Source organism: Marinococcus sp. PL1-022 (assembly GCF_033845285.1).
Lineage (GTDB): Bacteria > Bacillota > Bacilli > Bacillales > Marinococcaceae > Marinococcus.
Window position 1 is genome coordinate 2,378,362 of sequence record NZ_JAWXCX010000001.1, and the last position, 14,010, is coordinate 2,392,371.

Annotated in this window: 9 protein-coding genes, 12 tRNA genes and 3 rRNA genes; all 24 read right to left on the reverse strand. The window is 51.8% G+C overall.

The window, feature by feature from the left end; all coding sequences use genetic code 11:
- Positions 1-41: 41 nt before the first annotated feature.
- Positions 42-1,013 (reverse strand): biotin-dependent carboxyltransferase family protein, encoded by a 972-nt coding sequence (locus SIC45_RS12225; RefSeq protein ID WP_319632354.1) that lies wholly within the window; start codon positions 1,011-1,013, stop codon positions 42-44.
- Positions 1,010-1,774, reverse strand: a complete 765-nt coding sequence (locus SIC45_RS12230) for a 5-oxoprolinase subunit PxpA (protein ID WP_319632355.1) — start codon at positions 1,772-1,774, stop codon at positions 1,010-1,012. Before SIC45_RS12230 ends, SIC45_RS12225 begins: the two co-directional genes overlap by 4 nt.
- Positions 1,771-2,493, reverse strand: a complete 723-nt coding sequence (pxpB, locus tag SIC45_RS12235; protein WP_319632356.1) for a 5-oxoprolinase subunit PxpB — start codon at positions 2,491-2,493, stop codon at positions 1,771-1,773. Before pxpB ends, SIC45_RS12230 begins: the two co-directional genes overlap by 4 nt.
- Positions 2,494-2,599: 106 nt before the next feature.
- Positions 2,600-2,716 (reverse strand): 5S ribosomal RNA (rrf, locus tag SIC45_RS12240).
- A 65-nt stretch (positions 2,717-2,781) separates the two neighbouring features.
- Positions 2,782-5,714 (reverse strand): 23S ribosomal RNA (locus SIC45_RS12245).
- A 198-nt stretch (positions 5,715-5,912) separates the two neighbouring features.
- Positions 5,913-7,485, reverse strand: a 16S ribosomal RNA gene (locus SIC45_RS12250).
- Together the 16S, 23S and 5S rRNA genes with 12 tRNA genes alongside form the textbook arrangement of a ribosomal RNA operon.
- A 201-nt stretch (positions 7,486-7,686) precedes the next feature.
- A tRNA-Ile gene (locus SIC45_RS12255) sits at positions 7,687-7,763 on the reverse strand.
- 46 nt (positions 7,764-7,809) lie between these two features.
- Positions 7,810-7,883, reverse strand: a tRNA-Gly gene (locus SIC45_RS12260).
- Positions 7,884-7,890: 7 nt separating this feature from the next.
- A tRNA-Pro gene (locus SIC45_RS12265) sits at positions 7,891-7,967 on the reverse strand.
- A 27-nt stretch (positions 7,968-7,994) separates the two neighbouring features.
- Positions 7,995-8,071, reverse strand: a tRNA-Arg gene (locus SIC45_RS12270).
- Positions 8,072-8,077: 6 nt separating this feature from the next.
- A tRNA-Leu gene (locus SIC45_RS12275) sits at positions 8,078-8,165 on the reverse strand.
- A gap of 18 nt (positions 8,166-8,183) precedes the next feature.
- Positions 8,184-8,269 (reverse strand) — tRNA-Leu (locus tag SIC45_RS12280).
- Positions 8,270-8,276: 7 nt separating this feature from the next.
- A tRNA-Gln gene (locus SIC45_RS12285) sits at positions 8,277-8,351 on the reverse strand.
- A 16-nt stretch (positions 8,352-8,367) separates the two neighbouring features.
- A tRNA-Asp gene (locus tag SIC45_RS12290) sits at positions 8,368-8,443 on the reverse strand.
- Between the two features lie 18 nt (positions 8,444-8,461).
- Positions 8,462-8,537: transfer RNA gene (locus SIC45_RS12295), tRNA-Val, on the reverse strand.
- A 4-nt stretch (positions 8,538-8,541) separates the two neighbouring features.
- Positions 8,542-8,616, reverse strand: a tRNA-Glu gene (locus tag SIC45_RS12300).
- Positions 8,617-8,624: 8 nt separating this feature from the next.
- Positions 8,625-8,715: transfer RNA gene (locus tag SIC45_RS12305), tRNA-Ser, on the reverse strand.
- A gap of 2 nt (positions 8,716-8,717) precedes the next feature.
- Positions 8,718-8,792 (reverse strand) — tRNA-Asn (locus SIC45_RS12310).
- Between the two features lie 168 nt (positions 8,793-8,960).
- Complete coding sequence (locus SIC45_RS12315; protein WP_319632357.1) at positions 8,961-9,410, reverse strand: SprT family protein; 450 nt, start codon at positions 9,408-9,410, stop codon at positions 8,961-8,963.
- A gap of 56 nt (positions 9,411-9,466) precedes the next feature.
- Positions 9,467-11,626, reverse strand: a complete 2,160-nt coding sequence (locus SIC45_RS12320) for a Tex family protein (protein WP_319632358.1) — start codon at positions 11,624-11,626, stop codon at positions 9,467-9,469.
- A 169-nt stretch (positions 11,627-11,795) separates the two neighbouring features.
- Complete coding sequence (locus SIC45_RS12325) at positions 11,796-12,398, reverse strand: PP2C family serine/threonine-protein phosphatase (protein WP_298787584.1); 603 nt, start codon at positions 12,396-12,398, stop codon at positions 11,796-11,798.
- Entirely contained in the window at positions 12,398-13,204 is an 807-nt protein-coding gene (gene sigB, locus SIC45_RS12330; RefSeq protein WP_022792609.1) for an RNA polymerase sigma factor SigB, read from the reverse strand. Before sigB ends, SIC45_RS12325 begins: the two co-directional genes overlap by 1 nt.
- Positions 13,158-13,649 (reverse strand): anti-sigma B factor RsbW, encoded by a 492-nt coding sequence (gene rsbW / locus SIC45_RS12335; RefSeq protein WP_022792608.1) that lies wholly within the window; start codon positions 13,647-13,649, stop codon positions 13,158-13,160. Before rsbW ends, sigB begins: the two co-directional genes overlap by 47 nt.
- On the reverse strand, positions 13,649-13,984 hold the full coding sequence (locus tag SIC45_RS12340) for an STAS domain-containing protein (protein WP_091612336.1): 336 nt from the start codon (positions 13,982-13,984) through the stop codon (positions 13,649-13,651). Before SIC45_RS12340 ends, rsbW begins: the two co-directional genes overlap by 1 nt.
- Positions 13,985-14,010: the final 26 nt, after the last annotated feature.

A 14,010-nucleotide genomic window follows, 5' to 3' on the forward strand; every position in this document is an offset into this window, starting at 1 on the left:
TATCACGCAGGACACATGAGCACAAGGGTTTTTTAAATATTTTATCGCCATTTTTTATTATTTACTGCAAAGTACACGTCTTCGAGCGAACGATGCAGCTGCCTGAAAGCAATCTGCGCTTCCGCGAGCGTCACCTGTTCAAACACCACGGAGGCATTCGGCTGTAATTGGGCAGCTTTCGACAAATCAGCACTGATGACATTTAGCACGCGGGCATAGCCTCCCGTCGTCTGCCGGTCGGCCATCAAAATCATCGGCTGGCCGTCTGAGGCCAGTTGAATAGTTCCAAACGCCACACCATCCGATATAATATCGCCAGTGCGATGAAAAGACACTTCCGGTCCCTGAAGCCGGATACCCATCCGGTCAGCTTCCTGAGTCACCACATAAGCTTCCCGAAGGAGTTTCATCCGGGCTTCTGATGTTAATGTATCAAATTCCGGGCCGGCCACCACCCGGAGCGTCTGTCGTTTTTCATAGACCGGGACACTCGCTTTGGGGAGCCGGCGTTCAATGGGGCATGGGCCGTCATACACGGTGCCCCGATACAATACGTCACCGCCTTCAAGCTCCCGGCCTTCCATTCCACCTATGCCGGCTTTTGTATACGTCGAACGGCTGTCTAAAACCACTGGCACCTTCAGGCCTCCTGCCATGCAAAGGTAGGCACGTGCTCCGTGTGCCGGTCCTTTAAAGGTCAGCTCGTCACCCTCATAAACTTTTCTCGTGGCCCACATTGGAATCGATTCGTTATTTATCTGCGGCTGCAAATTTCCGCCTGTAACCGCAATAACCGTATCTTCATGAAATGTAAGGGCCGGTCCCATTAAGGTCAGCTCCAGCCCGGCTGCGGACAGAGGATTACCGCAGAGAGCGTTCCCCATTTGAAGTGCATACATATCCATCGCCCCAGATGTCGGCACTCCGAGGTGCTGATATCCGATCCGGCCTGTATCCTGGATGGTCGTAAAGAGTCCTGCTTTTCGCACGGTGCAGACAGGCGTTTTGTTCATATAAATTCCCCCGCTGCCTGCACTGAAGCTCCGTGATGCTCCAGCTGGTCCCTTAAATGTTGAATAAACAGAACCGCCTGCTCGTTATCCCCGTGTACACATATGGTATCTGCCTCCATAGCTACTTCTGTGCCGTCCACTGCTTTAACTGCTCCCTTTTGAAGGACCTCGAGCACCTGGGCAGCGGCTTCTTCAGGTTTATCGAGAAAGGCGTTCTTTTCCGTTCTTGGAGTCAATGTCCCGTCAGCAGTGTACGTACGGTCTGCAAACATTTCCTTTGCTACCTTAAGGCCGGCTCTTTCCCCCGCTGCCTGAAGTTCTGTATGGACAGGGGCAAATAATAGGAGATGCTCATTAAAATCCTTCACCGCCCGTGCCACTCCCTTTGCAGCCGCTGGATCGCGAAGGGCCACGTTGTATAAAGCCCCGTGCGGTTTTACGTGCTGCATCTGCACCTCTTCTGCACAGCAAAAGGCATGGAGCGCCCCAATCTGGTAAAGACAAAGCTGATAAATATCATCCTCGGCCATTGCTATGTATCTTCGGCCAAACCCTTCCTTATCCCAAAAGCCAGGATGGGCACCGACAGCCGTGCCATACTGTTTGGCAAGGGCAACAGTACGCGCCATCACTGCCGAATCTCCCGCGTGGCCGCCGCAGGCAACGTTTGCCGATGAAACTAAAGGAAGCACCTTCTGATCCATACCCAGTGTATAAATGCCGTAGCTTTCTCCCAGGTCACAATTTAAATCAATGGTCACGCCTCTTCCTCCTCTTCTACGCGGATGCTGTATTCTCCACGGTCGACAGATTTTTCAATTTCAGCATACTCTCTATATCCCACCGGCTCGAACCGGAGCAGATGACCCGCGGGTAAAAGCGCAGGTTCGTCATTCGCTGCGTTAAACAAAGGAACGGGAGTTTTACCAATGATATTCCACCCGCCCGGACTGTCAATCGAATAAACCCCTGTCTGAGCGTCGGCTATACCAACTGAGCCTGCTTCCACTTTCGCTCTTGGTGTTTCGAGGCGGGGGGTATGAAGTCGTTCATCAAGCCCGCCGAGATAAGGAAATCCCGGAGTGAATCCCAGCATATAAATAAAATAGGACACACTACTGTGCAGCTCTACGACTTCCTCTACAGATAGTTCTTTCTCTGATGCAAGACGTTCGATATCCTGTCCAAACGATACGTCATAACAAACTGGCAGATAATACGTTTTCATTGCACCTTCCGATGCTTCGTCCATATGCCCAAACACGTGATAAATGAGCTTGTAAAGACGTTCATACTGTATTTGCAGTGGATCATAATATACGGTCAATGCCCGGTAGCCTGGGACGCACTCACTTACCCCTGTTGGCTTTTCTTTTTTTAAAGCTTCATACAGCCGGTGGACCTTCCGGTTTACGGAGGGGGAAATCACATTTTCAAATTGCACACTCAAGGCATGATCCCCAATAGGCAAAATATCCACACAACTTTCCCTCCTCCTAATCATTAGTATGTTTATTGTAGCATAGAGAAAAAGGAAAAAAATATAAAAAAACCGCCTCCCTCCGAAAAGGGAAACGGTTTAACTCGCCCGGCAGCGATCTACTTTCACGGGGGGAGAACCCCCGGCTATCATCAACGCTGAAGAGCTTAACTTCCGTGTTCGGCATGGGAACGGGTGGATCCTCTTCGCTGTTGCCACCGGACTGGCCCGTCGGGCCCTGACAACCAAATACCGAGACCGCAGCCACCGCCGCGTATCGTGCTGTGCGTGGATAAGACTTCGACCGATTAGTATCCGTCCGCTGCACATGTCGCCATGCGTCCACGCCGGACCTATCTACCTCGTCATCTTCAAGGGGTCTTATCTCCGTAGAGGGGAAAGGTCATCTTAAGGGGGGCTTCATGCTTAGATGCTTTCAGCACTTATCCCGTCCACACGTAGCTACCCAGCAGTGCTCCTGGCGGAACAACTGGTACACCAGCGGTGTGTCCATCCCGGTCCTCTCGTACTAAGGACAGCTCCTTTCACCTTTCCTGCGCCCGCGACGGATAGGGACCGAACTGTCTCACGACGTTCTGAACCCAGCTCGCGTACCGCTTTAATGGGCGAACAGCCCAACCCTTGGGACCTACTTCAGCCCCAGGATGCGATGAGCCGACATCGAGGTGCCAAACCTCCCCGTCGATGTGAACTCTTGGGAGAGATTAGCCTGTTATCCCCAGGGTAGCTTTTATCCGTTGAGCGACGGCCCTTCCATGCGGTGCCGCCGGATCACTAAGCCCGACTTTCGTCCCTGCTCGACTTGTAGGTCTCGCAGTCAAGCTCCCTTGTGCCTTTGCACTCTGCGAATGATGTCCGACCATTCTGAGGGAACCATTGGGCGCCTCCGTTACTGTTTGGGAGGCGACCGCCCCAGTCAAACTGCCCACCTGACACGGTCCCGAGGCCGGATCACGGCCTGCGGTTAGAATGTCGATACCACCAGGGTAGTATCCCACCAGCGCCTCCTCCGAACCTGGCGGTCCGGATTCGATGGCTCCTACCTATCCTGTACAAGTGGTACCCACATCCAATGTCAAGCTACAGTAAAGCTCCATGGGGTCTTTCCGTCCTGTCGCGGGGAACCTGCATCTTCACAGGTATTATAATTTCACCGGGTCTCTCGTTGAGACAGTGCCCAAGTCGTTGCACCTTTCGTGCGGGTCGGAACTTACCCGACAAGGAATTTCGCTACCTTAGGACCGTTATAGTTACGGCCGCCGTTTACTGGGGCTTCAATTCGGCGCTTCTCCCCCGAAGGGGGATAACGCCTCCTCTTAACCTTCCAGCACCGGGCAGGTGTCAGCCCCTATACTTCGCCTTACGGCTTCGCAGAGACCTGTGTTTTTGATAAACAGTCGCTTGGGCCCTTTCACTGCGGCTCCCTGGGGCTATTCACCCCGGGGAGCACCCCTTCTCCCGAAGTTACGGGGTCCTTTTGCCGAGTTCCTTAACGAGAGTTTTCCCGCGCGTCTTAGAATACTCATCCCACCTACCTGTGTCGGTTTACGGTACGGGCACCACGTTCCTCGCTAGAGGCTTTTCTTGGCAGGGTAGGTGCCGGCCCTTCGGGCCCCGTAGGGCCCTCCTGGTCACCGCTTGGCCGTCTGGGGGAGGGATTTGCCGCTCCCCCGGCCTTGCCAGCTTCAACGCGCATGTCCAGCAGCGCGCGGCCGTGCCTGCCTGCGTCCCCCCATCACTCAAATGGAACGGAGGTGGTACAGGAATATCAACCTGTTTTCCATCGCCTACGCCTTTCGGCCTCGGCTTAGGACCCGACTAACCCTGAGCGGACGAGCCTTCCTCAGGAAACCTTGGGTTTTCGACGGAAGGGATTCTCACCCTTCTTTTCGCTACTCATACCGGCATTCTCACTTCCAGGCGCTCCACCGGTCCTCACGGTCCGGCTTCAAAGCCCCTGGAACGCTCCCCTACCATCTCTCCCATGCGGGAGAGTCCACGGCTTCGGTGCTGCGTTTAGCCCCGGTACATTGTCGGCGCAGAGTCACTCGACTAGTGAGCTATTACGCACTCTTTCAATGATGGCTGCTTCTAAGCCAACATCCTAGTTGTCTAAGCAACTCCACATCCTTTTCCACTTAACGCAGACTTAGGGACCTTAGCCGGTGGTCTGGGCTGTTTCCCTCTCGACGACGGATCTTAGCACTCGCCGTCTGACTCCCGGGCAGCAAGTCGCTGGCATTCGGAGTTTGACTGAATTCGGTAATCCGGGAAGGACCCCTCGTCCAATCAGTGCTCTACCTCCAGGACTCTCATACCCGAGGCTAGCCCTAAAGCTATTTCGGGGAGAACCAGCTATCTCCAGGTTCGATTGGCATTTCACCGCTACCCACGACTCATCCCCGCAATTTTCAACTTGCGTGGGTTCGGGCCTCCAGCCAGTGTTACCTGGCCTTCACCCTGGTCATGGGTAGATCACCTGGTTTCGGGTCTACGCCCGCCTACTGCATCGCCCTCTTCAGACTCGCTTTCGCTGCGGCTCCGCCTTTGCGGCTTAACCTTGCAGACGAGCGTAACTCGCCGGTTCATTCTACAAAAGGCACGCCGTCACCCCTTAACGGGCTCCGACTTCTTGTAGGCACACGGTTTCAGGATCTGTTTCACTCCCCTTCCGGGGTGCTTTTCACCTTTCCCTCACGGTACTGGTTCACTATCGGTCACTAGGGAGTATTTAGCCTTGGGAGATGGTCCTCCCAGCTTCCGACGGGATTTCTCGTGTCCCGTCGTACTCAGGATACCCCCGGCGGGGGGAGGATGTCGGCTACCGGGCTGTTACCGTCTCTGGCGGGCCTTTCCAGGCCGCTTCGCCTATCCTCCCCGCCTGCCGTGCGGGGGTCCTACAACCCCGGGATGCAAGCATCCCGGTTTGGGCTGATTCCGTTTCGCTCGCCGCTACTCGGGAAATCGCGTTTGCTTTCTCTTCCTCCGGGTACTAAGATGTTTCAGTTCTCCGGGTCTACCGTCCGGCGCCTATGTGTTCAGCGGCCGGACGCCTTCCCATGACGGAAGGCGGGTTTCCCCATTCGGACATCTCCGGATCAAAGCTTACGTACAGCTCCCCGGAGCGTTTCGCCGTTCGTCGCGTCCTTCTTCGGCTCCTAGTGCCAAGGCATCCACCGTGCGCCCTTTTCTTCTTAACCACTCGATACGCGGTCATTCTTCGACGCGGCCGCCGGCCGAAACAGCCGGCAGCCTTGTGTTGCTTGTGTGTGTTGGTCTCGGTATTCGGTTGTCAAGGTCCCACGTGCAAAAAACAAATAGAGAGATCGTATCTCTCAAAAGGAAAGCCAAGCCAGGCCCCTGCCCGGTCCCTGCGGGACCGGGGTACTGCTCCATAGAAAGGAGGTGATCCATCCCCACCTTCCGGTAGGGATACCTTGTTACGACTTCACCCCAATCATCTGCCCCACCTTCGGCGGCTGGGTCCCAGAAGGGTTCCCTCACCGACTTCGGGTGTTGCAAACTCTCGTGGTGTGACGGGCGGTGTGTACAAGGCCCGGGAACGTATTCACCGCGGCATGCTGATCCGCGATTACTAGCGATTCCGGCTTCATGCAGGCGAGTTGCAGCCTGCAATCCGAACTGAGAATGGCTTTTCTGGATTGGCTCCCCCTCGCGGGTTCGCATCCCGTTGTACCATCCATTGTAGCACGTGTGTAGCCCAGATCATAAGGGGCATGATGATTTGACGTCATCCCCACCTTCCTCCGGTTTGTCACCGGCAGTCACCTTAGAGTGCCCAACTGAATGCTGGCAACTAAGATTAGGGGTTGCGCTCGTTGCGGGACTTAACCCAACATCTCACGACACGAGCTGACGACAACCATGCACCACCTGTCATTCCGTCCCCCGAAGGGGAACCGCCTCTCTCGAGGCGTAGCGGAAGATGTCAAGATCTGGTAAGGTTCTTCGCGTTGCGTCGAATTAAACCACATGCTCCACCGCTTGTGCGGGCCCCCGTCAATTCCTTTGAGTTTCAACCTTGCGGTCGTACTCCCCAGGCGGAGTGCTTAATGCGTTAGCTTCGGCACTACGGGTATCGAAACCCCTAACACCTAGCACTCAGCGTTTACGGCATGGACTACCAGGGTATCTAATCCTGTTTGCTCCCCATGCTTTCGCACCTCAGCGTCAGGTACAGACCAGAGAGTCGCCTTCGCCACTGGTGTTCCTCCACATATCTACGCATTTCACCGCTACACGTGGAATTCCACTCTCCTCTTCTGTCCTCAAGTTTCGCAGTTTCCAATGGCCTTCCACGGTTGAGCCGTGGCCTGTCACATCGGACTGACGAAACCGCCTGCGTGCCCTTTACGCCCAATAATTCCGGACAACGCTTGCCCCCTACGTATTACCGCGGCTGCTGGCACGTAGTTAGCCGGGGCTTTCTGGACAGGTACCGTCAGCACGCCAGCCTGTTCGACTGACGTGGGTTCTTCCCTGTCAACAGAGCTTTACGATCCGAAAACCTTCATCACTCACGCGGCGTTGCACCGTCAGGCTTTCGCCCATTGCGGATGATTCCCTACTGCTGCCTCCCGTAGGAGTCTGGGCCGTGTCTCAGTCCCAGTGTGGCCGATCACCCTCTCAGGTCGGCTACGCATCGTCGCCTTGGGGAGCCCTTACCTCTCCAACTAGCTAATGCGCCGCGGGCCCATCGGACTGTGCAAGGATCCGAAGATCCCTGCTTTACCGCTGACCTCAGGCGAGGTCAGGGCGTATTGGGCATTAGCCCCGGTTTCCCGGGGTTATTCCCATCAGTCCGGCAGGTTGCCCACGTGTTACTCACCCGTCCGCCGCTCGTTCCACCGGTTTCCTCCCGAAGGAGTCCGCCGGCTTCCCGCGCTCGACTTGCATGTATTAGGCACGCCGCCAGCGTTCGTCCTGAGCCAGGATCAAACTCTCCGTAAAAAGTTTGATGCTGTGGCATCCGAAATGCCCTAAATTTGATTCTTTTCTTTGGGGCTCTGGCTTGTCTTTCCTTTTCAAAGAACGATCTGCCGCTCAAAAAAGCAGCTTAAACAATTTAACATGGTGCAATTAAACTGTCAATACCTTTTAAAGTGACACATAAATTATAACCTTTGATCAACTAAATGTCAATGGAAATAATGGTGGGCCTGAGTGGACTTGAACCACCGACCTCACGCTTATCAGGCGTGCGCTCTGACCAACTGAGCTACAGGCCCACAGGCACAAAAAAATAACTTAAAGCAGTTTATTTTTTTGTAAAAATGGAGCGGGTGATGGGAATCGAACCCACGACATCAGCTTGGAAGGCTGAGGTTTTACCACTAAACTACACCCGCAAATAAATGGTCGGGAAGACAGGATTCGAACCTGCGACCCCTTGGTCCCAAACCAAGTGCTCTACCAAGCTGAGCTACTTCCCGCAGTTGCTGCCGAAAAACATAAGTAAATGGTGCGCCTGAGAGGACTTGAACCCCTGGCCTTCTGATCCGTAGTCAGACGCTCTATCCAACTGAGCTACAGGCGCATATTATGGTGCGGTCGAGAGGACTTGAACCTCCACGGGATAAACTCCCACTAGGCCCTCAACCTAGCGCGTCTGCCGATTCCGCCACGACCGCGTACCGATAAATATATAATGGTGCGGGTGAAGGGACTTGAACCCCCACGTCACAAGGACACTAGATCCTAAATCTAGCGCGTCTGCCGATTCCGCCACACCCGCATGTTGTTGGCTGGGCCAGCTGGATTCGAACCAGCGCATCACGGGACCAAAACCCGATGCCTTACCGCTTGGCTATGGCCCAATATATTGGGTAAAAATGGCGGGCCTGACGGGATTTGAACCCGCGATCTCCTGCGTGACAGGCAGGCATGTTAACCGCTACACCACAGGCCCTCAATTGTATAAAGAAAATGGTGGAGGATGACAGGATCGAACTGCCGACCCCCTGCTTGTAAGGCAGGTGCTCTCCCAGCTGAGCTAATCCTCCATGTTGGTGACCCGTACGGGATTCGAACCCGTGTTACCGCCGTGAAAGGGCGGTGTCTTAACCACTTGACCAACGGGCCATAGTAAATGGCGGAGAAGGAGGGATTTGAACCCTCGCGCCGTTTACACGACCTACTCCCTTAGCAGGGGAGTCCCTTCAGCCACTTGGGTACTTCTCCAATGGCTCCGCAGGCAGGATTCGAACCTGCGACCAATCGGTTAACAGCCGATTGCTCTACCACTGAGCTACTGCGGAATGTGAATATTTCTTTTTTGAGACAAAGAAAATTCTACAAGATCTATTATGTAATGTCAATACGCTTTTAAAAGGGAATTTACAGCTTTTTTTGCCGGTTTTTGAAGCGCCCTCTCTCAAGCGACTTTTATAATGTATCACATAGAAAAAACACTGGTCAAGGTTTTTCTATATTTTTTTCAATGTTCCTTTGCAGGCTGCACAGACATATTTTCGAGTGTCCAGCTGCCTCGTTCTTTTAAAAGAAATGTGACAGCTTTTACAGGTATACTGATAACGTTTTTTCTGTTTTAAACGGTATTGTTCCAAAGAACGGCAGTGCATGGTGCCTTTCACCCGCCTCAGCAGCTCCTGAAATTCACCGTCTTGATGTTTGTACCCTTTCCCTTCCAAGTGTAAATGATAATGGCACAACTCATGTTTTACAATATCAATGACTTCCTGACGCCCATAATCGTTCATCGACCTGGGATTCACTTCGATATTTCCTGTAGAAAGCACATATCTTCCTCCAGTGGTACGCAGCCTTTGGTTAAACGAGGCACGGTGTTTAAACAGCTTTTGGAATTTTTCTGCCGATATCTCCTGCGTCAACGCGGTTAATTCTTCGTCAGTCATTTTTTTCCTCCTTAAAAAAACAGAAGGTATGGGCGCCCTCTGTTTTTATTTCCTATTTAGTTTACCATCGTCAGTGCTACACGTCCCCGTTTTTGATCAATATCTTCCACCCATACCGTAACTATTTCCCCTACCGATACTACCTCCATCGGATGCTTGATAAAACGGTTCGCAAGCTTTGATATGTGCACGAGACCATCCTCTTTGACGCCTATATCAATGAAAGCCCCAAAATCCACTACATTGCGGACTGTGCCCTGGAGCTCCATACCTTTTTCAAGGTCATCAAGAGTCATGATGCCTTTTTTCAGGAGAGGCTTCGAAAATGTATCACGAGGGTCGCGGTTCGGCCTTTTTAAATCCTCTATAATGTCCTGAAGTGTAGGAACGCCTACATCGAGGGCTGCAGCCAGCTGATGCACCTCCTGATTTTCCAGGACTGCCTTCATTTCTTCTGTGCCGGCCTGCGCTGCTTCAAGCTCCAGATGACTAAGCAGACGTTCTGCCGTCTGATAGCTTTCCGGGTGAATAGCCGTGCGGTCGAATGGGTTCGAAGACTCCGGCACACGTAAAAAGCCTGCTGCCTGCTCGTATGTTTTGGCTCCAAGTCTCGGGACCTTCTGCAGCTCTTTACGGCTTGTAAAGCCTTCAAGCGCTTCTCTTTGCTTTATCACATTGTTTGCCACCGCTTTAGAAAGGCCAGCCACGTATTGAAGCAGACTGCCCGAGGCACTGTTCACGTCCACGCCCACCTGGTTTACTGCTGTCTCTACGACAAACGTCAATGACTCATTCAGCCTTGCCTGCGAAACGTCATGCTGGTACTGCCCTACCCCAATAGATTTAGGGTCTATTTTCACAAGCTCCGCCAACGGATCCTGGAGCCTTCTTGCAATGGAAGCTGCACTTCGTTCCTCAACCTGAAGATCCGGAAATTCTTCCCGGGCAACCTCCGAAGCAGAATACACGCTCGCACCGGCTTCGTTCACAATAATATATGAGACGTCTTCGCCCGCTTCCTCCACGACTCCCGCGATAAATTCTTCTGTTTCCCTTGAAGCCGTACCGTTGCCGATAGCTATAACCTGTATGCCGTATTTTTCAATTAAGCCAAATACCTCTTTCTTCGCTTCGGCTACTTTATTTCTCGGCGGAACCGGATAGATTACCCCAACCTCAAGCAATCTTCCGTTGCCATCTACGACTGACAATTTACAGCCGGTACGGTATGCCGGGTCGACGCCAAGTACTGTTTTCCCCTTCATTGGCGGCTGCAGCAGAAGATTTCGAAGATTTTCGGAGAAGACAGAAATCGCCTGCGTTTCCGCTTCTTCTGTTTTGACCTTCCGAAGCTCCCGCTCAACTGCCGGCCCGATCAAGCGTTTGTAGCTGTCTTCGATCGCTTCGTTCAGCTGCGGAACAGCGGGCGAACCAAAACGCTTTACCACTTTCTTTTCTATAGACGAAAGTATCCTGTCCTCCGGTGCCTGGAGGGAAATTTTCAGTACTCCTTCACTTTCTCCGCGGTTCATGGCTAACACACGGTGCGACGGGGCCTTCGCCAGTGCTTCTTCATGATCGTAGTACATGCTGTAAATACCGCGTTCATCCTTGGTTTCATCTTTAGCTGCAGATTGAATCCTCCCCTGCTTGTAGCTGATCTCGCGAACACTGTGGCGGATGCCGGCATCATCGGCAATTTGTTCAGAAATAATATGCCTTGCACCTTCAAGTGCTGCTGTGGCGTCTGCCACTCCGGATTCTTCGTTTACAAACGCTTGCGCCTGTTCCTCCGGTATACCTTCTTTTGGCTGTGACATGAGCCATTCCGCTAACGGCTCAAGCCCTTTTTCTTTCGCTGCTGTCGCTTTCGTTCTTCTTTTCTGTTTATAAGGACGGTACAGGTCTTCCACTTCCTGAAGCTGTACAGCTTCATTGATGGATTGTCTTAACTCCGGCGTTAATTTTTCCTGCTTATCAATCAGCCGCAGTACTTCCTCCTTACGCTCGGCCAATTGATTCGCATAATTCCAGGCCTGCTGAACATCCCGGATCACCATTTCATCCGAGGCACCGGTCTGCTCTTTACGATAGCGGGCAATAAAAGGAACTGTATTGCCCTCCTCAATCATATGTATAATGTTTGTGACATGCTTTTCCTTTATCTTAAGATTAGAAGCTATTTGGGACGCGACACCGCTCGTCTCTTTTTCCATTTATATTTCCTCCTGTCCAGCGTACAATCCATTGAAATCTACACTTATTATACTATACCGCACGCCTTCTTATGTAAGGGGCAAGTTCATCATAACATCAAAACGCCTGATCTGCTTTCGCTCGTTATACACAAAAAACCCTTCCATCACCAGCAGTGATGAAAGAGCTTTAACCTAACGCGCCAACCATTAAAGTGACATCGTCGTTTTCATTTTCAGCTTTTTCGGCAAGCCTGTTTTTGTATTCTTCTACCGAACGCATATAAGGCAAAGCGCGTTGGTCTTCAGGAGTCACAGTCATGCCGTCCGAGTGAAGAACAAAAGAGATCCCCTTATCGAAAGGAACGTACTCAAGCCGATATTGAAACTTCCTGCCCGAAAGATAACCCTTGGTTGGGATCGGCCGAAAAATCTCTTCATTATCAGCACTGATATAGCAGGTAATATTACCGATGCTTCCATAAGTCAACTCCTGCTCTTGATAGCAGACTTTAATGATCGCAAGAACCACTCCCCGTTCCGAAACAAGGGCCCGGTTACAGCGCTCCAACAGCATAGGAATAGACTCTTGTTTATGAGCCCGGATAATATTCATGGCTATCTCTGCGGACTGTCTGGCACCTTCACCGCTGCCCAGACCATCCGTCACAGAGCAGAGAAAAAAGTCTTCTGTTTCGACTACGAGGTAGCTGTCCCCACACACCCGATTGCCCGGCTTCGTCTTTTGAAAGACCGCGGTATTTACTTGTGTATTCGAGGTGGAGTCCGTCATTACAGGCACTCCGAAGGCTCCACTCTTATGGATTCACGAAGCTTCTGCAGAGCCCTTCGCTGCAGCCTTGAAACGTGCATCTGAGAAATACCCAGCTGTTCTCCCGTTTCTTTTTGGCTCAAGTTTTCAAAATACGTGCACCGCAGTATCTCTTTTTCTCTGTCTGTTAAAACCGCAAAAGCTTTTTGAAGCAGAAGCTGCTGATCTGTTTTTTCATATCCTTCTTCATTGGCGCCGACAAGGTCCAGCAGCGTGACAGCACTGCCTTCCTGATCTGCTTCTATGGAACGGTCCACAGATAAAGCCTGATAGCTTTTGCCCATTTCCATGGTTTCGAGCACTTCTTCTTCACTTACTTCGAGGTACTCGGCAATCTCGTCTACATACGGAGAACGCTGCAGACGGGTTGTCAGCTCTTCCACGGCTTTTTTGATTCTCGGTCCCAGTTCCTTAATACGGCGCGGCACGTGCACACTCCATGTTTTATCACGGATGAACCGTTTGATTTCCCCTACAATTGTTGGGACCGCAAACGATTCAAAACTCCTGTTAAAAGAGTCGTCAAAACGGCGCAGTGCTGCCAGAAGACCGATCATTCCCACCTGATAAAGGTCGTCATCGTGATCCTGTCCCCGGGAAAACTTTCTCGATAAAGACTGTACAAGCGGTTCATAATGCTGTACCAGCTTCGTTTGAATTTCTTCCGTCGGGTCTTCCTGAAACTGGCGGATCCATTCATAAACTTCTTCACTCGTGCCGTTATTTTTGTTCTTGCGCGTTTGTTTCGGTTGAGACTCCGTCGACATTATTTTCCACCTCGTCTCTTTGCAGAAACTTTGTCATAGAAATAGCCACTCCATTTTCGCCGCTGATTTCTACTTTATCCATCAATGTGTCTATGAGGAACAGTCCAAGTCCCCCCTCTTTCAGTTCATCGATCGGTTTCCTGCTGTCCACTGGGCCGAGGTTTTGATCCAGTTCTTCAAGAACAAAGCTTTGGCCTGTGTCTGCCACGACCATTTCCACCCGGTCTTCAAACACATTACAGGACAGGTGCATATTCCCGGTTTCTTCGTACGCGTGGTTGACAACATTTGTGCATGCTTCCGCTATCGCAATTTTAATGTCCTCAATGTCATCGTAAGAAAAACCGAGGCGGTTTGCGAGTCCTGAAACTGTCAGCCGGGCGATCCCAACATATTGAGGCTTGGCCGGAAGGGTCATTTCCAAATAATCTGACTGGCGTTCCATTATTTGGCCTCCTCTGTATTTTCATCATCAATAGTGATTACTTCATCAAGTCCGGTAATGGTAAACAAGCGCTTCACACGTTCATTCAGTCCTGTCAGACGCAGCGTCGCGTCATGATTTTCAGCTGACTTTAAGGCTCCGATAAATATTCCGAGGCCGGTACTGTCGATGTAGCTTACCTCTGTCAGATCCACTACCACTTCTGCGCCTTCTTCTTCTGTCAGCGGGTTCAGATTTGCTTTCAGTTCCGGAGCCGTATAAGCATCGACTTCTCCGGCTACTTTCAAAATTTTCTTTTTATCCGATTTCTCTATCACTTCTGTCGATAAATTCATTTAGTAAACCTCCTCATAACCATGCT